This is a genomic window from Legionella sp. W05-934-2 (assembly GCF_964199965.1).
Classification (GTDB): Bacteria; Pseudomonadota; Gammaproteobacteria; order Legionellales; family Legionellaceae; genus JAFIFT01.
Genome location: NZ_CAXMZT010000001.1, coordinates 152,550 through 171,504, shown reverse-complemented (window position 1 = coordinate 171,504; position 18,955 = coordinate 152,550). Strand labels below are relative to the sequence as shown.

Here is an 18,955-nt window from a genome sequence, read left to right as displayed (position 1 = left end):
AAAGCACCATTCTTGGAGTAAAATTAGAGTAAAACAAACGTCCGTTTTCCTTACTAAAAAATCACAAGCTCAGAGCAAACGATTTTAATAGATTTATTTGGTAAAGAAACACTGGCAATTAATCAAGGTAAATAATACTCTATATTCAACAGACTTTCCTAACGATTTTAAGTGAATATTAACTGACTATGAAAATTGGCTACGCACGAGTTTCAACATTAGAGCAAAATTTGGACTTGCAAATTGATGCACTTGAAAAATCGGGTTGTAAAAAAATTATTACAGATGAAATCAGTGGCTCTGTCGCTGAGAGACCTGGTCTTACTCGTTTAAAAGAAGATTTAAGAGAAGGTGATACTGTTGTTGTTTGGCGGCTAGATAGATTAGGCCGTTCACTAAAGCATCTGATTGCTTTGGTTAATGAGTTTGAAATTTTAAAGGTTGGCTTTGAAAGTTTGCAGGAGTCTATTAATACAACTACGTCTACTGGCCAATTAATATTTCATATGTTTGGCGCACTAGCAGAATTTGAGCGCAACTTGATAAGAGAGAGGACTAAGGCAGGCTTGGCTTCTGCCAGATCTCGTGGCCGCCTTGGTGGAAGACCTAAACAATTAGATAGCAATAAACGGCAGCTTGTAGTCAAACTATACGATGCTCGCGAACATACAGTTCAAGAAATTTGCCATATGATGGGTATTTCAAAACCAACACTTTATGAATACCTTAAAGAAAGAGAAAAATAGAATGATAGCCAATTTATGTATACGAAGAGCAACACTTGCTGATGCCGAAGCAATCAGTCACGTTATCATTCAAACACTCGAAGAAGTAAACTCAAAGGATTACCCAACGAGTGTGCTCAATGCAGTTATTAAAAATTTCTCTACAGAACAAATAGCCGCGAAAATGAAACAGAGAAAAATTTTTGTCATAACGGAAAAGAACCACATTATTGGCACAGCAAGTCTTGAAGGAGACTTAGTACGAACAGTTTTTGTATTACCCAATAAGCAAGGTAAAAAAGCAGGATCATTATTAATGCACTATTTGGAAGAAGTTGCACGTAAAGAAAATATTTCCTGTTTGACAGTTTCTTCTTCAATTACTGCAGAGGGATTTTATCAAAAGCTTGGGTATAGCGTGTTACGCAATGAGTACTATGGGGAAGAAAGAACTATTATCATGAAGAAAAAATTATCTGAGATTCCTTAGCGTACGTTTTCGTACCATTGGACTTCAAACCCCCTATACAGAAATATGGTGGTCATCGTATTGATTCTTAAAATTATTAACTAATTGAATATTATCATAAAGTACAGTTTTAAGTTTGTAAAATAGTAAAAAAAATAATCGCTTGTAAGTTATCTATTAATCTATCAAAATGTTTGTTTATTTTATCCAAGGAACTGCTCATGTCACATTTTCCTGTCATTATCATCGGTGGGGGGCCTGTTGGACTTTCAATGGCTTTATTGTTGGCACAGCAAAAAATTCACTGCTTATTAGTCGAAAAGCATCCGCACACCACTAACCATCCAAAGGCAAGAGGGGTCAATGGGCGCAGCATGGAAATCTTTCGCCAACTTGGCCTTGAATCTCACTTAGAAAAATATAAGCTTCCAGCTGAGGCGACACGCTTTATTTGGTTAGAAGACTTTCAAGGACAAGAAGTTACCCGGGTTGAAGACAACACGGATTATGCGAAACAAAGTCCAACGACACGTGCAGTCATCGCTCAAGATAATGTCGAAGATGAACTTTACAATAAAGCAGTTAATAGTGAGTATATAGACCTACATTTTAATATGAAAATGACCAGCGCCGAACAAAATAGCGAACGTGTTTTAATCACCGTTGTTAATCAAGCTTCAAATGAAACGACGCAAGTAACCGGAGACTATCTTATTGGGGCGGATGGTGCTTATAGTTCCTTACGGGATATATTCGGTGTCAACATGCAGGGGGCCGATAATTTAGGCGAATTTTGTAACATCTATTGTGAAATGAATTTAGACCGCTATATTGCTCATCGCCCAAGTGTTGGTTTTATGTTTACCCGGGAAGATATATTAGGCACCTTTATATTGGCGAAGGCGGGCTTTCAAAAATGGCTTGTTGGTGTTCGTCTAAGAGATGAAGCAGGTTTTAGCAAAGATATGTTTACCGACGACTATTGCGTGCAATTTGTGAAAGATGTTGTCCGGGATGACTCTGTCGACGTGAAGCTTATTAACAAAGGTTTTTGGACAATGGCAGCCCTTATTGCGGATCAATACCGGGTAGGCCGGGTATTTCTAGCAGGCGATGCTGCTCATCGACTTCCCCCAACAGGCGGTTTTGGTATGAACACTGGCATTCAAGATGCTCATAATTTAGCATGGAAGTTAGCCTTTGTACTCAACGGTTATGCAAATGATTCCCTATTAAACACTTATGAGAGTGAACGATTGCCAATTGCCTATACCAATATCATGTGGAGTAATAAAAATGCCGAACGTTTTAATAAAATTTATTCGTCGTTGATTGAAGAAGACTATCAATCGTTCAAAAATGCATTAGCCGATCAAACCAATCATTTAAATAACATCAATTTAGATCTCGGCTTTATTTATGGACAAGATTACGCCAATCATTCGGATTTTCAGCAAACGTCAGTCGTAGGGGGAAGGGCGCCTCATTGTTGGTTAAAGAGTCATGATAAAACTTATTCAACGCTGGATCTCTTTGTTGATAAATATATCTTGTTATGCGCCAAAGAATCTGAACATTGGCATTCAGTCCTAAAAAATAAGCCATTTCCCTATCAAATCCTTGTAATTGGCAAAGAGGGAGATTATGAAGATATTAACCAAGATTTTTCGCAATTGTATGACATTGGTAACGATGGTGCTGTGTTAGTTCGTCCAGACGGGCATATCGCCTGGATAGGGAAAAACCAGCAAGCCGAGTTTGATTATCACCTTGATTAAGCAGTTATCACATTGACTATTAGGAATGGTTAAGCAATTGTTATTTTTTCTTTTGCTTGGGTGATAGCCATTCCTGCCATGTTTCCATGCCTTTTTGCATTTGTTTGACCCATTGATCCGATAATTGTTGATAGCCATCAAACAGATTCTCTTTGTCTGGCGATTGACTGAGCATTTCAAAGCCAGATTCTAAAAAATTAGTCATCATTTCATGCAGTGGATGGCTTGATAACTTGATGATATTAATAAGAATTTGTTTCGAAAGAAACGGATTGCTACTTGCTTCTTGTTCAACAATGATTTGTAATAAGGTCGCATTGGTTATGTCATTTTCAGTTGACGAGTCTATCACTTTAAATTCCACATTATGGTGAATATACGCTTTCAATTGTTCAAATGTGATATATTGACTAATTTCCGTATCATACAACCGACGGTTCTTGTACTTTTTTATTACTTTCATTAGGCTACCTGTTTATATTCCCTGTTTTTCCTTCTCATAAGACAAGTTGAGAACCTGCCAGAAGGGCATCGAAAGAGGGGAAGAAGGCACTTAGGATGCTTAAGCAAAATACAATCCACCATTTATGTTTAAATTTGCACCGGTGATATATTGACTTCTTCGATCAATAAGAAATTGCACTGCCCAGGCAATTTCATTTGGCTCAGCTAACCGTTTAGCAGGAATATCCTGGATGATCCCTTCTAAAATATCCGGACGAATTCCCTCCATTAATCGCGTGTTAACATAACCAGGAGAAAGCGAGTTAACGGTGATATTATAACGAACTAATTCTTGAGCAAGGCTTTTTGTAAAACCTAAAACACCCGCTTTAGACGCGGCATAATTGGCTTGTGAAAATTGCCCCCTCAGCGCATTGACAGAAGAAATATTCACAATTCGACCATACTCATTTTCGCGTAAATTATTAACAACGTGGTGGGTCACATTAAACATGCCATTTAAATTCACGTTAATGACATTATCCCATTGTTTTTTAGTCATTTTGGTAAATACAGCATCTCGTGTAATGCCTGCATTATTCACTAATACATCAATGGGGCCGAAGTCGCTGAGGATGTTAGTAATCACTTCGCCGCATTGATCATAATCCGTAACATCTAATAGATGGAAGTGTATATTATTAAAACCTTCCTCTTGCAACGTTTTAAGCCAATCCTGGCTTGCTGTTTTTTCAACGATATCCATCGCAAAAACGTGCTTACACTGTTTACTGAGCATTTTACAAATCGCTGTACCAATATCACCAACTCCACCAGTAACAATCGAAAGATGGTTCTTGTTCATAATCAGATCCTAAAATATCAAACCACCATCAAAGAAGGGTGGTGGTTTGATTTGGGACATGCCCAGATAATAAAATATAAATAGGGTAGTGGTATACGTTACATGTATTGGCCACCGTTTAAGTCAAAGTTGCTGCCAGTAATGAAACCGCTTTTGTCATCGGCTAAAAAGGTAACCATTCTAGCAACTTCTCCCACTTCTCCTAAACGCCCTACCGGTATTTGTGTTGTAATATAATCTAACGTCTCAGGCTTCATTTTAGCAACCATTTCAGTCTTAATATAGCCAGGCGATATCACATTCACAGTTATGCCTTTGCTTGCAACTTCTTGCGCCAAACTTTTGCTAAATCCATAAAGGGCTGATTTAGTCGCAGCGTAATTACATTGACCAAACTGACCTTTACGTCCATTGATTGATGAAATAGTAATAATTCTGCCATAACCAGCATCTAACATAGGTTGAAGAAAGTTGCGTGTCATATTAAAAACGGACGTTAAGTTAGCATCTAAGACGGTATGCCATTGCTCAGGCGTCATTTTTTTGAATGTGCTGTCGTTTGTAATACCCGCATTATTAACTAATACATCGATACGCCCATATGTATTGATTACTTTAGCCTTTAAGGCTTCACAATCTTCATAGTTGGAAATGTCTGCATAAGCAATATCAATGTTATATCCTTGATCTTTTTGCTTTTGCTGCCAAGCTTTAGCAGCGTCGTGATCCCCACCTTTATAATAACAAGCAATCACTTGAAAACCTGCTTTTGATAAATCTTGTGAAATGGCTGTTCCAATCCCTCCAGTACCACCTGTCACAACAGCAATCCGATTCGTATACATGATAAGCTCCCTTTATTATATTGATATGATTGCCTAATAAAATGGTGACTGATTAGTTACTATTTGTCAAATAGTTATACTTTTTTTGGATATTTATCTTAATGTACTAATGTATTTTCATAGGGAAGTAATCATTCGAAAGGGTTGATCCATGACTTTTATCCCTTTATAGTGGCTTTTGAATTTATTTGGGAGAACGGTATTTTAAAAAATAATGAAATCTCATTTATTGGAATGATTGTTTGTCTAACAGCGAGTACATACGCAATGTATGATTTTTTTATCGCTGTTGCTCCGAGTGTGATGACGTCACAATTAATGCATAGCTTTCACATGACAAGTACTGGGTTAGGGTGGGTAGGAGCTAGCTTTTTCTATGCCTATGCTATCATGCAGCTGCCTTCTGGGTGGATGCTCGATAGATATGGTGCTAAACGCATGATGATTTCATATTCGTTACTCTCGTGCTTAGGACTCATCTTATTTGCAACCACCTCCAGCTATTTTGTTGCTATGATTGGGCGGTTTTTATCTGGCACAGGTGTTTGTATTGGCTTTCTTGCTTCCTATTATTTGGCTTCACGATGGCTACCTCACCGCTATTTTTCAACTGCGGCTGCGGCTTTGCATTGCTTAGGCACGGTAGGCGCCATTATAGCGCAAAGGCCTTTAGCCTTGATGGTAAATAACATTGGATGGCGATACACCAATTTGAATTTAGCAGCAATAACGGTCGTGCTGACAATGTTATATTTGTTTTTTATCCGCGATGGTGAGTCGTCTACTGAAAAAAGCAAAACCAAATTAAGGGAGGCGTTGTCTTATTGTTATGGCAATACCCAACTTCGGTGGATAGCCTTGGTTGCATTTCTTGCTTGGTTACCATTCTCAACCATTGGCGCATTATGGGGCGTTCCTTATCTAATAAAGGTATTTAATTGGGACAATCTGACGGCATCTAATTTTTGCGCATTGTTTTGGATAGGTTCTGGTTTAGGTGGTTTTGTATTATGTGGTTTGTCAGAATGGCGGGGCAGGCGAAAAAAGCCAATGCAGTTATTTTTTTTGATAGCCGTTTTAAGCAGCTTGGTTATTGTGTGGATACCAACTTTCTCAAAAGGTGTTTTATTATTGTCGATGCTAATGCTAGGGTTATCAGTATCGGTACAGACCTTAACGTTTTCATTAATTAAAGAAAATGTCCCGCAGCAATATTTTTCAGCAGCATCAGGCCTAAATAATTCCATATCGATGCTAAGTTCTGCGATGGGCCAAGCGTTAATTGGTATTCTGATGGATTGGCATCGCATCAATACCCATACTTCATTCGTTGACTACACAATTAGCGATTACCAATTCGCATTAGCAATTGTCCCTATTATTGCAATGATCGGTTGGTTTGTTGTCACGTTTAAAATTAAAGAGACTTATTGTATTCCTGTGGAAAAAAGACTTAATAAGTTTTCTTATAACAAGGAGTCAACCTACAGCAAAAAGGAGGAAATTAGTCATAACTAATGTGAGCCTACCAATCATTAATAGGTAGAAACGTGCACGGCTCGCGTAATCACAGGGTGATTGATATCATTTCCATACGCTTTGATAATAATTTGCTTGTTATGATCATCGGGGACCAAAACCACCTGCCAAGTTTTTTTCACTTTATCTTTGACATAAGAAATTCTAGGCATCGAAGAAGGCATAGAATTTTGCCGATTATCAGGATTGGCATGAGCAACCTGATTTAGTATCAATAATTTATCCACCATTTTGGAAGCAGTCCACATTTGATAGCCACCACTATCCTGAATATTATGAACATTTGACTCGATCATAACGACGGCCATCTGCAATTCTCTTGAAAGTAAATGCTGTCCTAATTGTTGATGTTTAACACGCATCTTATGCATTTCCTGCTTTTTACTCGCTGAGTCTTGATTGCCACAAGCAGACAGTAGTAAGGATAAGAGAGTCAAAAGCGACAAATAAATTATTTTCTGAATTCCAGCTTTCATATTTATCTCTAATTAGTCCATTTACAAATAAGCTTAGTTGTAAGTCGAGAATATGCAAGTTGGTTGCCTAGGATAGGTTATCAAGAGGGAATTAACTATCTATGTGCTAGGTCTGATTATTTTGATAATCAGTCTTAACGGATGGGTAATACGACTGGTATTCCGCACTAGAAACCAGGATTTAATTATGAAATTATTTTGATTACGAACCCATAATAATAACCCATGAAAGCCGACCTCCGCTTTATGCGGTGGAAGACGGGAATTGGTCTAGAGCAAGATTGAATGGGGTTTTATTTTGTCAGATTGAATTAAAAATAAAATTTCATTTTTGGGTGCGGAATCTGGTATACAAATGAATGATAAGCTGAATGGATAAATGGGCATTTACTATATAAATGCCCATTTGATGATTGCTTATTAAAAATTTTAAGCTGTATTTGTTGGTTGAAATTGTGGTAACTCAGGGGATTCTAATTCTATTTGTGAAAAATCCACTTCATTGATCCGTCTAAACTGATTAACATCCTTCTTTTGCGTAAACGTTGTAACAACGCTCGCTAGCGAGTCGACTAAGTTCACGATTGGGCTAAGCGCAGCGACAATAAGGATGAAACCGGCTGCAGCAACAGTGCTACCAGCTTCTTTTAATTTGTGCCAGGATTTAGAGGAATCACCGTTTATCAAGGCTATTAACGATTTACCTAAATCCACGATAGCCGCTAATAATGTGGCAGCAGAAAGCAATGTAAACAAAACTGGCGCCGCAATAATTGACGCGCTTCGATAGGCTACATCTGAGAATGAGGTGTAGGGTCTAAAAAAAACAGGACCATGGTCATGGTAGCTCTTTTGAAATGGAAGTCCCGTTGTGCCAAGCAATTTATTAATCTGAATCATGATAAAAACCTTCTTTTGAAATTAGTGCGCAATTATAGTACATTTTATATAACAGAGTCAAATTCTCTCCGGAGCGTTAAATAAATATCAAGTTAAACACATAATGACAACAGACAACTTGCACCCTTATTTGTATTCGTTTTTTCCAATTAAATCTGTTATGGTAAAAGTTCACTATGATTGCGATGAATATAACTGAACTATCTTCTTAAGCGCTAACTAGTTCATCATATATTCTCTCGACTGACTTAGTGTCAGTAGTCTGCATTAATTAAATGATATTTTTGATATACAAGGAGTGTGTATGAAATATATTGTTACTTTTGCAACAACGGACGACCTTACTAGCAACCCTTTTTGGCATAGTTTTTTACTGTTATCAGTCGTTGATGAAACCGGGAAAATCAATGTGGTCGATAATTGGGGCTATTATGGAATACCCTCAACATCTCGAACGAGTTTTATCACCAAACTGAAAATTAAAATTGGCTTAGACATCGATTTAACAGGTAATCATGGCATGCTAAGGCATGAAGAAGCACGTTTTTTAGATCTCGGAAAAGGCCTTCATGGTAAAAGCTTTGAGTTAACCGAAACACAATTCAATACCCTTCAGCAACGCTGCTTAACACAAGTTAAACTTCAAAATGAAGCCATTCAAGACTACACGAAAGGCATTAAAGGAAAACCACCGGAAAAAACAAGAATCTACCCCCAAGAGGAAAATTCTAAAAGCATCTACGCATTAGAAAAAGCAAGAGCTCATGAAGCGGGTGAAGAACCGCGATTAAAACCCTTTGAAATTCGAACGGGATGGTCTTTTTGGGGGCCAACGCTCAAAGAATCATTTACTTGTAAATCCATGGCTCTTGAACTCCTTTCTGGCATTTTAAAACCGGAATATATCGATGATCTGACGGAACATGGCAAACATCCAACCGTCCCCAAATATAGTGGTAAACAAGAAAACATTTATTTATATAGTTCGGGACCATTGAGAGCGCATAAAAAGCGCTCTGGCGATGTGGTCTATTATCGAAGCTTAGAAGACGAAGGCGTTACGCTTTCTTGGGTCATCCCCCCTCAAGAAATTATTACATTGACTAATGAAACAAAATCATTACTGACAATTCCTCCCAATTATATTGACGATGTAAAAATACTCACCTCAAAATTACAACAACTTGAGTGGGTGTTTATTAATGCAAAGCTTGATCAAGATTGTGAGCCTTATCGTCAAGGTTTAATAAAGCGTATACGGGATTATTATTTATCGTTTTCAAGGGATAATAAGGGAAATTATTCTCATAATAAAATTGGTAATAATGCCTTTTTTATGAATTTAGGAAACTTACCAAACGATCCGAACAATAACCCAACTTCTAGGAATATCTGCCGTGTCCAAAATTTCATAAATTTACTTCATTTAATCCTGGTTGATGGTTGTCGAATCTATAACCCAATTGCAAATGAAACGCAAATTGAAAAAGAGATACGACTGAATTCTAAGCGCTATGAGCTTGAACTACTTGGAAATTATCTTAGCCTTGCCGATAAGCATTTATTGGCTGAAATTATCGGTAAAGCTTACTTTAAACCAGCGTTTATCATCGATGAGAATGAGGAATCATTGGTTGCACGAGAAAACGAGTCAATGCCACTGGCCCTTGTATAAAACACGATTCATGCTCCCTTCTCCGCAGACATGAGGCGAAAGTGTCCAAAGGGCGGATGAGGATTAGATGACTCGTGAATTCATAGCAGATTCTGCTTGAAATACATACTGATTAATCACTCAGGGGAGGAACAAAAGACTCCCCTTTTCGACCAAACGCATTATCCAAATAGTAAATAATCCGTTGAGGAAGCCAAAAATTTGGGAACATTTTGTCATGACCATCGATAAAGCCAAGATGCCCTCCCCGCTCGCTTAGTTCAAGCATGGTTGTTTTCGATAAATCAGCTTGCTTGGGAATTGAATCAGGTGACATAAACGGATCGTCTTTAGCGTGCAGTATGACAACTTGGTTACTAATTCCGCGTAGAAAATAGCGACAGCTCGTTTTTCGGTAATAATCATCGGCATCGGCAAATCCATACAGAGGCGCTGTGATGAGATTATCATATTCTCGAATCGTATTAACTGACATAAGTTGATTTTCATTGACGTTAATAACGGGGCCTACTTGGTGTAATTTTCGAAAGGTTAGGTATTTAAGATCTTTTAATATATAGGCCTGGTATAGTTTTGAAACCCCTTCATTAAGCGTATCAGCACAGCTTGCTAAATCAAACGGCACAGAAACAGCGATGCCTAAGTCAATGGGCTTAAGGTGAGGCGTTTCACCGAGCCATTTTAATAAGATATTCCCCCCCATTGAAAAGCCAATAACCCCTTTAGGGCAATTTGGATAACGTTGATTTAAAAATTGAATGACTAAGTTTAAATCCTCCGTTGCTCCTGAATGGTAGGCAAAGGGTTTTTTGTTGGGGCTTAAGCCAGCACCTCGAAAATGAACTAAAACGCTTCGATAGCCCGATTTATGAATGGCATTAAAAAAGCGTTTTACATAATGGGAATTAACATTGCCCGCTATACCATGCAATAAAATAATCAAAGGACTGTTCTCTGGTAAACTATCATCCGCCCAGGATAAATCAAGAAAGTCGTCATCCGGCAAATCCAATCGTTCATGCCTTAAGCGCATAGTTGGGGTTGGCTTATTAAAAATTGGCAATATCGTTTGCAAGTGACAACTTGCTAGCCATTTTGGTGGTTGAAAAGGACTTTCGATAATCATTTTTATATTCTTTCCAAATAGTTAATTCCCAGTGATATATTGGCAAACTAATGTGACCAGATAGGTAAAAAATATAACTATTTCTTAAAGTATAGACTTTTTTAAGCAAGATGAATTTCCTACCAAGCGATTACACCTCCATCATAGCGTCTGACTGTTTCTGCATGACTTATATCAATATAATTATCCATTTGTGTTAACATCCCTTTCACAGAAACATCAACATCCGTTATCGCATTAATACCACCCAAATCGGTTTTAACCCAGCCAGGATGAAGGAGCATCACTTTTACACCTTTTTGTTTTACATCAATGGCAAAACTGCGCATGACACTATTGAGTGCTGATTTACTAGCACGATAAGCATAAGATCGTCCTCGTTCGTTTTCGGAGATACTACCCATACTTGATGACATAACGAGGATATGTTTATCGTTACTAGCAAGTAGGTTTGGCAATAATGCATCGCATAATAGTATGGCACCCACACAGTTAACATTGAGCACATGGAGAAAATTATCGCGATACACATGACCAACAGTAACCCCTTGTTCACCGGTAATACCCGCATTATTGATCAATAGGTCTATCGGCCTTTTTTTTAAATTTGATTTTAACGCTTGAATATCACTGTCTTTAGTGATGTCTAATTGGTAGACTTCCCCCCCTATTTGTTCCAACTCATACGCTTTTTTAGGGTGTCGACAACACCCAATCACATGATAGCCGCGCTGGTTTAGTTGTTTCACAAATTCTAAGCCAAGCCCTTTATTTGCACCTGTGACCAAGGCTGTTTTCATTAATATTATCTCCATTTTAAACAACTTTATAGACAACGAATTTTCTAAAAAAAAAAAGCATTTGATTTTTATAATTTTAGCCCCATTTTAATAATAATGGGCTATACATTATTTTATTTAAATGTTTAATAACTTTGTTAAAGGAGAGATAAAATGACTCGTATGGTGACTTATGATCCGATGGGAATATTAAGTGAAATCAATCGGTTATTTGATAACAGCGGCTACCATTATCGAAGTGGCAAAAGCAGCAGCGAAACCAGTCAATGGGTGCCTGCAGTGGATGTTAAAGAAAATGAAAAGCAATATCATTTTTTAATGGACCTACCTGGAATACAAAAAAAAGACGTTTCTGTTTCAATGCATGATAACATTTTAACAATTGAAGGCTCCCGAGAACATGAAACAGAAGAGACTGAAAAACAAAATTATTATCGCTATGAACGAAGTAAAGGTAAGTTTTATCGACAATTTACCCTGCCAGAATCTGTTGATGAAAATGCTATCAATGCAACGATGAAAAATGGCGTACTTGAAATAATCATCCCTAAAAAAGAAGCTCCAAAAGCAAAAACAATTGATGTCAAAGTCGAAGAATGATGATATCGGATGGTATTTGTAACATAGTACCATCCGCTTTGTATCCTATGTGTGAATGTCTTGTTTGATTAATACTTGCACTTTGTACGTTTTTTGGGTAATTTAAATAGTCTATAAATTTTCTTCATTTAATATATAAAATGGCCAACAAGGAGTTGTTTATGCATTTCATACCCAAATCAATCATTGCCTCAGTCATCATTTTTTCAATCAATATGCCATTATCCTTACACGCATCCATTACCAGAACTTACCACTTCCCTCCTAATCAGCCAGTTACCATTCAAAACCCTCTGTACTGGGATTTAGATACGCATTGCACCATCAATTCGAATGATGAAGAGGATACATTGGTCGGGAAGATGGTCCATCGTAGTGGTAAAATTAATGGTAATTATTTAAAACAAGGGCAAGACATGGCAGTCACAGTTCATCCTAATGAAGATTTCCATCTTGAAGCAGAGTATAAAGCTGTCGTTCAAATTACCAATTACGGAGAGTCAACTGTCTCGGCGAAATGCAGAATTTAAGCCCCATTAGTTTCATCCGCCCGGGCTAGTCCTGGGCTTTGATGTTCAGGATGAGATTCCTTTAATAGAAACACCGCTATTATTAAACTCGCTAAATAACATAATGGCATCACTGACAATGACCATTGATAGGAGGTTAATGGGTAAGAAACACTATGATTGATCATCACCCAATTTCCACTTCTGTGCAGAAAAATACCCACGAGTGGTTGAAATATTGCACCGCCAAGCAAGACAGATAAATTATTAAAACCAGACGCTGTGCCGACAAGGTGAGGCGGATTATTATCTTTGACAACCGCAAAACTCACCGTTTGCCCCCCCGATCCAAGCCCCATAACAAATAGCACTAAATAAGCCATTGCAGGTGATACGTTGGGAACATATAGAATTACTACAGTGGCGATAAAGCCCAACAAAGAGGATATCGCTAACGAAATTTTACGGCTGTATATGTGATCACTTAACCATCCCAACAAAGGAGAGCCAATACCAATTCCTAGCCAAATCATACTGCACATACCTGATGCAACTAGAACACTGACTTGATATTTTTCTTGCAAGAAAGGCACGCCCCATAAAACCGCAAAAACAGCAATGGGCGTCCATATAGTAAAGGCATAAGCACTGATAAACCAGGTATAGCTATGCCGACATACTTCTTTTAACCGACGAATTTCTCCTAAAAAGCTTCGCTTTTGTGGGCTTCGTTTGGGTGGCACAGGATAATCTCGTATGACAATGACCATCAACAACGCCAATGCAATGCCAATTCCACCTAATATAAAGCTCGCATTTCGCCAGTTAACCAGATCAATCAATGCAGCAAGTGGCATTTCGCCAAACATAGCGCCTAGCGAGCTCATTAATTGCGCTATGCCAGCTAAAACAGCAAAATAATGAGGAGGAAACCATCGCGAAATAAGAACTAAAACACCGATAAAAGAAAAAGCGGATCCTAAGCCAATTAAAAATCGTCCAACTGCAGCCGTAATTAAACTATTGGTTGAAGCAAAAAATATCGATCCAAATGCGCACACTAACAGTGCAATGGTCATTAAACGCCGAGGACCATAACGATCATACAACAAGCCAGCAGGCAATTGCATCGGTGCGTAGGCATAAAAGTAAAAGGCAGAAACAATGCCAAAGCCTTCTGCTGTCACCTTGAAAGTTTGCATCATTGGCTCAGCCATAACGCTAGGTGCAACCTGCAAAACGAATTCATATAAATAAAAACTCGCTGCCAGAATAAAGATGACATAGGATTTGAACAAGCTAGGAGTGTTATGTGCTTTCAAGATAGATTGATGTAGTTGTTTTTTACTATTACACCTTATTAATCACCCTTTTGTCAATGTTTTGGTCTCTTTTATCGTTGCGTGTACATAAGAAGACGTTTTTTTAAAATTTAATCAGACGAAATGTTAAATTAATTCTTGGTCCAATAATCGCATTCGTTTTTGGAATCGAATGCTTATAGTGGTTTTGGGTGTCTCCCTGCATAATTAATACACTACCCTGCTCTAACGTGAGTTGTGTGCGCTGTTTAGTTTGGTTGTTTCGCAATAAAAATTTGCGTTCAGCACCTAATGTTATTGAGGCGATAATCGGTTTGTCGCTGAGTTCACGCTCATTATCTGTATGCCACCCCATGCTGTCTTGTCCATCACGATAGAGATTCAAGAGAACACTATTAAATGGATGGCGAATTAACACCTCCACCTTATGTTTTAATTGCAAAAGCGGCTCATTCCATGGGGATGGTTGATGCTTGACGCCACTATATTGGTAAATGGCGTCCTCGTCCCCATGCCAGGCGACTAACCGTGGCGCTAACACCGATTTACCAAACATTTTATAGGATTCTTGTTGCCAACAGATACTATTTATCAATTGATTAAAATACTGGTTTGATTCTGACACAGTTAAAAAGTGGGGATGATACGCTATGTTTAATTTATCACAACAAATCATGATGAAACCCGCTCTTTATTATAAGCTAATTGTTAACATTGACCCTAAATTAAATAGGGTCGTCTTTCTTAACATCTGATTTCTGAGAATCATAGGCTTTTTGAACGGCTGCTTCAATCATTCTAGCATCTTCTGATCCGGGTGGTGCCAGCTGCAATAATCTTCGCCAATAAGAGATTGCCTCATTGAAGTGGCTTTGTTGGTAGGCATCCATGGCTAACATATTTAGCGCATCGATTTGATTAGGATTTTGTCGGAGAACTTGCTGAAACAAATCGCGAATTATAGGGTTAAATTGGTTATGATTCATCTGCCATAAAGCATAGGCATAATTAATTTGATAATTACTATTCGCTGGCTCAAGATGGTTTGCATTTTTAAAATGAACCATTGCCTCTTCCCATTTTCCTTCACTGGCAAGAAGCTTCGCAAGCAAATAATGACCTTGTGCACTATTGGGTTGTGACTTCACCTTTTCTTGTAAACGATTAATAAGCCCCTGTTTGCCATCCATGGATTGTAATAATTGCGATACCTTTTCCTTTTCTTGTTGTTTTTGTTGGTATTGTGTCAAATCAGGGTAAGCACCAATCAGTCTATAGATAAAAAATGAACACACGACAACAGCAAATACTGTCAGCAATTGAAAATTTCGTCGAATTGGCATCAACCAAGCAATTACCAAAGCAGTGAGTAGCACTAATAAAACAGAGATAGAACAGAATAACATCATATTAATTTACTTCTTTTCGCTGACAACTTTGCAAGAACACAAAAAGCCCCGAGATAACAAACAGCAAGGGACCAAACCATAACAGATAGGTTAGCCACTTAACCGGTGGATTAAACAGCACAAAATCACCATAGCGATCGGTCATAAAATGCATGATTTCATCATCACTTCTGCCCTCTTTGACTAACTCATAGACTTTCTCTTTTAAATCCTTTGCCAGTGGTGCATGGGAATCTTCTAAATTTTGGTTTTGGCAAACAAGGCAACGAAGTGATGAAAGCATATGATGAAATTGGGAAGACTGGGCCTTGGTTTCAAATGGATATAACTCAGCGGCTGGCTCAGCCATCACCATAGCTGATATAAACCAAGCAACCATGATCCAATGCACTTTCTTCATGTTGATTGCCCTTTTATGATCGGCAAGAACGCATGTTGCCAGATGTCAGTTGTTAAAATACCGACATGCCGATATCGAATAATCCCCCGCTTATCAATTAAAAATGTTTCTGGAGACCCATAAACACCAAAATCAATGGCAACGTGGCCTCGTTTATCAAAAAGAACCGCTTGATAGGGATTTCCATAACTATTTAACCAAGCTTTTGCAGATTCTTCGTCATCTTTATAATTGATACCAACTAAGTTGACACCTTGGTTTCCTAACTCAATTAGGAATGGGTGCTCAAGCGAACAAGCTTCACACCAGCTTGCCCAAACATTTAAGACAGTCCATTTACCGTTAAAAATAGACTGGTCTATTAATTCTCCATTGATGAGGTTTGGTAAGTGAAATCGAGGTACAGTCTGGTTAATTTTAACCGATGGAATCGTTTGAGGTTCTAGGAATAATCCCCGAAAAAAAATTAATACGAGCGATATAAAAGCAACTAATGGGAGTAATCGGTAAATAAAAGTTCGATTTATCATACTGAGCGCCCCATACCCAGTTCGCTTGCTAAACACTTGCGATAGTAGCGCGGGTTTAGCAAGGCAGTTAAACCGCCTAGCAAAATGACAAAACCACCTGCCCATATCCAACGCACCAACGGTTTATAATAAAGTCGAACTGACCATGAATTATCATCAAGCGGTTCACCTAAGGCAATATAAATATCTCGAAAAGGCGTCACGTCAATGGCAGCATCGGTCATTGCCATTTTTCCAACATGATAGATTCGTTTCTCAGGATAGACTACCGAGTGATAGTTGCCCTTTTCAACATGAAACTGAGCAATCGTTCCACCATAATTAGGTCCTTGCAATGTATTTTCAGACTCAAATTGTATTGTATAACCACCGATTGTCAGTTGCTGGCCAGGTTTCATGCTAACGTCGCGTGTAATCCCATATCCTGTTGAAATGGACACCCCAACGATGACCATTGCAACACCAAAATGAGCCAGATTCATGGACCAAAATGAAGCAGTCATCCCGCGAATACCATTTTCTTTCCATCGATTAATCACCGATAGCAATATGCTGCTTTTTATCCAAAGTGCCAAGCATAAACCAAAGAATGGTTGGAGATAGATGGTATAATCAGCCCACCAAAACACCCCAAAGGCCGTGATTATTGTAATGATAACCATTTTGATTAATGTCGAACGAATTCTTATGAAGCGGTCTGATTGCCACCTGACATGAATCCCTACCCCCATTAACACAAATAAGGGAATCATCAATGGTACAAATACCGTATTAAAATAAGGAGCTCCAACCGATATTTTTCCTAAATTAAGTCCATCTACGATTAATGGGTATAGTGTTCCAAGCAAGATAGAAAATAAAGTGACAACAAGAATAATATTATTCAGTAATAAAAACCCCTCTCGAGAATAGGCTCTTGGTTTATGTGGGTTCACTAATGTTTCACCACGCCAAGCAAATAAGCTCAATGAGCCGCCGATGACTATAATCAGAAATGCTAAGATATAAAGGCCTCTTTGTGGATCCACTGCAAAGGCATGTACTGATGTCAGCACACCCGAACGCACTAAAAATGTGCCAATTAAACTCAATGAAAATGTCATAATGGCTAATAAGACAGTCCAGGCTTTAAATTGCTCTCGCTTTTCACACGCAATTAATGAGTGGATTAATGCTGTTCCAGCAAGCCAGGGCATAAAGGAGGCATTTTCGACAGGATCCCAAAACCACCAACCACCCCAACCTAGCTCGCGATAAGCCCACCAGCTACCTAATGTGATCCCCACCGTCAAACAACACCATGCCCCCATCGTCCAGGGTCTTGTCCATCTGGCCCAGGTTGATTCAACGGTACCCATCCATAATGCTGCAATGGCAAATGCAAATGCAATAGCAAATCCAACATAGCCCATATACAACATAGGGGGATGAAAAAGAAATCCCGGATCTTGTAATAGCGGATTTAAATCACGCCCTTCCAATGGAATTGGCGTTAGTTGTCTAATAAAAGGATTGGAGGTAAATAGAATAAAAGAAAGCAGACCGAAACTTAAAAAACCAAGGACGATAAGCACCCTGCTAACAAATTGTATAGGTAAATACTGACTAAATTGAGCAATTAACACCATCCAAAAGGTTAATATCAGAACCCATAACAAGATGGAGCCCTCGTGACCACCCCAAACGGCACATAGTTTATAAAACCAAGGCAGTAAAGTACTTGAGTTTGATGCAACATAAAGCACACTAAAATCGTCTTGTATAAAACATACGGTTAATATCGCTTGAGCGATAAGTACCAAAAGGAACACAAGCCTTGTTAAATTTCGGCTTCGGCCCATCACGTCCTCACGCTGTTGAACGATGCCAATGGTAGGAATAACCATTAAAACGAAGCTCGATAGCAAAGCAAGTATTAAGGCCATTAAACCTATCTCAGGAAAATACATTAGCTGCTAGCTCCTGTCTTTAAGGTCTTTTGCATTGAAGCCTTCACTTCAGGAGGCATATAGTTTTCATCGTGCTTTGCGAGTACATTGCTTGCTTGAAAACGTCCTTTCTCATTCATGGTACCCGTGGTAACGATGCCCTGACCTTCTCGAAACAAATCAGGGAGGATGCCTTCATAAAACACCACCACATCATTGGCAAAATCGGTCAAGGTAAATTGAACTTCAAGCCCACCTGGTTTTCGTGAAACAGATCCCTGCTTTACCATGCCGCCAAGGCGTATGGTCTGATTGATAGGGGCTTCGTGATGCATGATTTGTGTTGGTGTATAAAATAGACTAATGTTTTGTCTGAGTGCATATAAGACTAAACCCAAGACAATGAGCAACCCAACAAGCAAGGAAACAATTAACAGCAATCGTTGTCGACGTACCGGATTCATGACGATGGCCTTTGAAATAATCGTTTTAAATGGTTAGTTACACGGTTTCTATACATTCGCAATCTTATGAAATTGAATAAAAATACAACAAAAACCAATCCATAAGCGGGCCAGACATACATGTCATAATTGCCCATAGACAACCATTGAG

General features: G+C 38.5%; 22 protein-coding genes. 7 read left to right on the top strand and 15 right to left on the bottom strand.

Annotated elements, in window-relative coordinates:
• Window positions 1–188 precede the first annotated feature (188 nt).
• The 3 genes from AB3348_RS00815 to AB3348_RS00805 all read left to right on the top strand — a co-directional run bounded on the left by AB3348_RS00815 (window position 189) and on the right by AB3348_RS00805 (window position 2,972).
• Window positions 189–746: a recombinase family protein gene (locus AB3348_RS00815; RefSeq protein WP_367605642.1), complete on the top strand. Its 558-nt coding sequence runs from the start codon at window positions 189–191 to the stop codon at window positions 744–746.
• Window positions 718–1,215, top strand: coding sequence for a GNAT family N-acetyltransferase (locus tag AB3348_RS00810; RefSeq protein ID WP_367605641.1), 498 nt, complete (start codon window positions 718–720; stop codon window positions 1,213–1,215). The genes AB3348_RS00815 and AB3348_RS00810 overlap by 29 nt, the downstream gene beginning before the upstream one ends.
• Before the next feature lie 200 nt (window positions 1,216–1,415).
• A complete protein-coding gene (locus AB3348_RS00805) occupies window positions 1,416–2,972 on the top strand; it encodes an FAD-dependent monooxygenase (protein WP_367605640.1) in 1,557 nt (518 codons plus the stop codon).
• A gap of 40 nt (window positions 2,973–3,012) precedes the next feature.
• Here the strand turns inward: AB3348_RS00805 and AB3348_RS00800 are convergent, their stop codons facing one another.
• The 3 genes from AB3348_RS00800 to phbB (AB3348_RS00790) form a co-directional block, all read right to left on the bottom strand.
• A complete protein-coding gene (locus AB3348_RS00800) occupies window positions 3,013–3,435 on the bottom strand; it encodes a polyhydroxyalkanoate synthesis regulator DNA-binding domain-containing protein (RefSeq protein WP_367605639.1) in 423 nt (140 codons plus the stop codon).
• Window positions 3,436–3,534: 99 nt separating this feature from the next.
• Window positions 3,535–4,281 (bottom strand): acetoacetyl-CoA reductase, encoded by a 747-nt coding sequence (phbB, locus tag AB3348_RS00795; protein WP_367605638.1) that lies wholly within the window; start codon window positions 4,279–4,281, stop codon window positions 3,535–3,537.
• Between the two features lie 98 nt (window positions 4,282–4,379).
• Window positions 4,380–5,126, bottom strand: a complete 747-nt coding sequence (gene phbB, locus AB3348_RS00790) for an acetoacetyl-CoA reductase (RefSeq protein WP_367605637.1) — start codon at window positions 5,124–5,126, stop codon at window positions 4,380–4,382.
• 234 nt (window positions 5,127–5,360) lie between these two features.
• Here phbB (AB3348_RS00790) and AB3348_RS00785 point away from each other — a divergent pair, with 234 nt between their 5' ends.
• A complete protein-coding gene (locus tag AB3348_RS00785) occupies window positions 5,361–6,644 on the top strand; it encodes an MFS transporter (RefSeq protein ID WP_367605636.1) in 1,284 nt (427 codons plus the stop codon).
• A 17-nt stretch (window positions 6,645–6,661) separates the two neighbouring features.
• Here AB3348_RS00785 and AB3348_RS00780 read toward each other — a convergent pair whose 3' ends face one another.
• Together AB3348_RS00780 and AB3348_RS00775 are read right to left on the bottom strand one after the other, a co-directional pair.
• Window positions 6,662–7,141, bottom strand: a complete 480-nt coding sequence (locus AB3348_RS00780) for a hypothetical protein (protein ID WP_367605635.1) — start codon at window positions 7,139–7,141, stop codon at window positions 6,662–6,664.
• A 429-nt stretch (window positions 7,142–7,570) separates the two neighbouring features.
• On the bottom strand, window positions 7,571–8,041 hold the full coding sequence (locus tag AB3348_RS00775; protein WP_367605634.1) for a hypothetical protein: 471 nt from the start codon (window positions 8,039–8,041) through the stop codon (window positions 7,571–7,573).
• A 304-nt stretch (window positions 8,042–8,345) separates the two neighbouring features.
• On the opposite strand from AB3348_RS00775, the gene AB3348_RS00770 reads away from it, so the two are divergent.
• On the top strand, window positions 8,346–9,716 hold the full coding sequence (locus tag AB3348_RS00770; RefSeq protein WP_367605633.1) for a hypothetical protein: 1,371 nt from the start codon (window positions 8,346–8,348) through the stop codon (window positions 9,714–9,716).
• 112 nt (window positions 9,717–9,828) lie between these two features.
• Here the strand turns inward: AB3348_RS00770 and AB3348_RS00765 are convergent, their stop codons facing one another.
• Together AB3348_RS00765 and AB3348_RS00760 are read right to left on the bottom strand one after the other, a co-directional pair.
• Window positions 9,829–10,842, bottom strand: coding sequence for a hydrolase (locus AB3348_RS00765; protein WP_367605632.1), 1,014 nt, complete (start codon window positions 10,840–10,842; stop codon window positions 9,829–9,831).
• Between the two features lie 119 nt (window positions 10,843–10,961).
• Window positions 10,962–11,642, bottom strand: coding sequence for an SDR family oxidoreductase (locus AB3348_RS00760; RefSeq protein WP_367605631.1), 681 nt, complete (start codon window positions 11,640–11,642; stop codon window positions 10,962–10,964).
• 153 nt (window positions 11,643–11,795) lie between these two features.
• On the opposite strand from AB3348_RS00760, the gene AB3348_RS00755 reads away from it, so the two are divergent.
• Window positions 11,796–12,242, top strand: coding sequence for an Hsp20/alpha crystallin family protein (locus AB3348_RS00755; protein WP_367605630.1), 447 nt, complete (start codon window positions 11,796–11,798; stop codon window positions 12,240–12,242).
• Between the two features lie 161 nt (window positions 12,243–12,403).
• Entirely contained in the window at window positions 12,404–12,772 is a 369-nt protein-coding gene (locus tag AB3348_RS00750) for a hypothetical protein (protein WP_367605629.1), read from the top strand.
• On the opposite strand, the gene AB3348_RS00745 is transcribed toward AB3348_RS00750, so the two are convergent.
• From AB3348_RS00745 to ccmD, 8 genes are all read right to left on the bottom strand, one after another.
• Entirely contained in the window at window positions 12,769–14,073 is a 1,305-nt protein-coding gene (locus AB3348_RS00745; protein ID WP_367605628.1) for an MFS transporter, read from the bottom strand. The two genes, AB3348_RS00750 and AB3348_RS00745, sit on opposite strands and share 4 nt — an antisense overlap.
• 103 nt (window positions 14,074–14,176) lie before the next feature.
• A complete protein-coding gene (locus AB3348_RS00740) occupies window positions 14,177–14,749 on the bottom strand; it encodes an alpha-ketoglutarate-dependent dioxygenase AlkB (RefSeq protein ID WP_367605627.1) in 573 nt (190 codons plus the stop codon).
• A 49-nt stretch (window positions 14,750–14,798) separates the two neighbouring features.
• On the bottom strand, window positions 14,799–15,482 hold the full coding sequence (locus AB3348_RS00735) for a tetratricopeptide repeat protein (RefSeq protein WP_367605626.1): 684 nt from the start codon (window positions 15,480–15,482) through the stop codon (window positions 14,799–14,801).
• 1 nt (window position 15,483) lies between these two features.
• Entirely contained in the window at window positions 15,484–15,882 is a 399-nt protein-coding gene (locus AB3348_RS00730; protein WP_367605625.1) for a cytochrome c-type biogenesis protein CcmH, read from the bottom strand.
• Window positions 15,879–16,412 carry a DsbE family thiol:disulfide interchange protein gene (locus AB3348_RS00725; protein ID WP_367605624.1) on the bottom strand — a complete coding sequence of 178 codons (534 nt, stop codon included), beginning with the start codon at window positions 16,410–16,412 and terminating at the stop codon, window positions 15,879–15,881. The genes AB3348_RS00730 and AB3348_RS00725 overlap by 4 nt, the downstream gene beginning before the upstream one ends.
• On the bottom strand, window positions 16,409–18,361 hold the full coding sequence (locus AB3348_RS00720) for a heme lyase CcmF/NrfE family subunit (RefSeq protein WP_367605623.1): 1,953 nt from the start codon (window positions 18,359–18,361) through the stop codon (window positions 16,409–16,411). The genes AB3348_RS00725 and AB3348_RS00720 overlap by 4 nt, the downstream gene beginning before the upstream one ends.
• On the bottom strand, window positions 18,361–18,804 hold the full coding sequence (gene ccmE / locus AB3348_RS00715; protein WP_367605622.1) for a cytochrome c maturation protein CcmE: 444 nt from the start codon (window positions 18,802–18,804) through the stop codon (window positions 18,361–18,363). Before ccmE ends, AB3348_RS00720 begins: the two co-directional genes overlap by 1 nt.
• Window positions 18,801–18,941, bottom strand: a complete 141-nt coding sequence (gene ccmD, locus AB3348_RS00710) for a heme exporter protein CcmD (protein ID WP_367605866.1) — start codon at window positions 18,939–18,941, stop codon at window positions 18,801–18,803. Before ccmD ends, ccmE begins: the two co-directional genes overlap by 4 nt.
• Window positions 18,942–18,955: the final 14 nt, after the last annotated feature.

What these genes read in the sequence shown, in the direction of transcription:
- AB3348_RS00815 (WP_367605642.1), top strand. Translation starts at nt 189, where the DNA reads ATGAAAATTGGCTACGCACGAGTTTCAACATTAGAGCAAAATTTGGAC.
- AB3348_RS00810 (WP_367605641.1), top strand. Translation starts at nt 718, where the DNA reads ATGAATACCTTAAAGAAAGAGAAAAATAGAATGATAGCCAATTTATGT.
- AB3348_RS00805 (WP_367605640.1), top strand. Translation starts at nt 1,416, where the DNA reads ATGTCACATTTTCCTGTCATTATCATCGGTGGGGGGCCTGTTGGACTT.
- AB3348_RS00800 (WP_367605639.1), bottom strand. Translation starts at nt 3,435, where the DNA reads ATGAAAGTAATAAAAAAGTACAAGAACCGTCGGTTGTATGATACGGAA.
- phbB (WP_367605638.1), bottom strand. Translation starts at nt 4,281, where the DNA reads ATGAACAAGAACCATCTTTCGATTGTTACTGGTGGAGTTGGTGATATT.
- phbB (WP_367605637.1), bottom strand. Translation starts at nt 5,126, where the DNA reads ATGTATACGAATCGGATTGCTGTTGTGACAGGTGGTACTGGAGGGATT.
- AB3348_RS00785 (WP_367605636.1), top strand. Translation starts at nt 5,361, where the DNA reads ATGATTGTTTGTCTAACAGCGAGTACATACGCAATGTATGATTTTTTT.
- AB3348_RS00780 (WP_367605635.1), bottom strand. Translation starts at nt 7,141, where the DNA reads ATGAAAGCTGGAATTCAGAAAATAATTTATTTGTCGCTTTTGACTCTC.
- AB3348_RS00775 (WP_367605634.1), bottom strand. Translation starts at nt 8,041, where the DNA reads ATGATTCAGATTAATAAATTGCTTGGCACAACGGGACTTCCATTTCAA.
- AB3348_RS00770 (WP_367605633.1), top strand. Translation starts at nt 8,346, where the DNA reads ATGAAATATATTGTTACTTTTGCAACAACGGACGACCTTACTAGCAAC.
- AB3348_RS00765 (WP_367605632.1), bottom strand. Translation starts at nt 10,842, where the DNA reads ATGATTATCGAAAGTCCTTTTCAACCACCAAAATGGCTAGCAAGTTGT.
- AB3348_RS00760 (WP_367605631.1), bottom strand. Translation starts at nt 11,642, where the DNA reads ATGAAAACAGCCTTGGTCACAGGTGCAAATAAAGGGCTTGGCTTAGAA.
- AB3348_RS00755 (WP_367605630.1), top strand. Translation starts at nt 11,796, where the DNA reads ATGACTCGTATGGTGACTTATGATCCGATGGGAATATTAAGTGAAATC.
- AB3348_RS00750 (WP_367605629.1), top strand. Translation starts at nt 12,404, where the DNA reads ATGCATTTCATACCCAAATCAATCATTGCCTCAGTCATCATTTTTTCA.
- AB3348_RS00740 (WP_367605627.1), bottom strand. Translation starts at nt 14,749, where the DNA reads ATGATTTGTTGTGATAAATTAAACATAGCGTATCATCCCCACTTTTTA.
- AB3348_RS00735 (WP_367605626.1), bottom strand. Translation starts at nt 15,482, where the DNA reads ATGATGTTATTCTGTTCTATCTCTGTTTTATTAGTGCTACTCACTGCT.
- AB3348_RS00730 (WP_367605625.1), bottom strand. Translation starts at nt 15,882, where the DNA reads ATGAAGAAAGTGCATTGGATCATGGTTGCTTGGTTTATATCAGCTATG.
- AB3348_RS00725 (WP_367605624.1), bottom strand. Translation starts at nt 16,412, where the DNA reads ATGATAAATCGAACTTTTATTTACCGATTACTCCCATTAGTTGCTTTT.
- AB3348_RS00720 (WP_367605623.1), bottom strand. Translation starts at nt 18,361, where the DNA reads ATGTATTTTCCTGAGATAGGTTTAATGGCCTTAATACTTGCTTTGCTA.
- ccmE (WP_367605622.1), bottom strand. Translation starts at nt 18,804, where the DNA reads ATGAATCCGGTACGTCGACAACGATTGCTGTTAATTGTTTCCTTGCTT.
- ccmD (WP_367605866.1), bottom strand. Translation starts at nt 18,941, where the DNA reads ATGGGCAATTATGACATGTATGTCTGGCCCGCTTATGGATTGGTTTTT.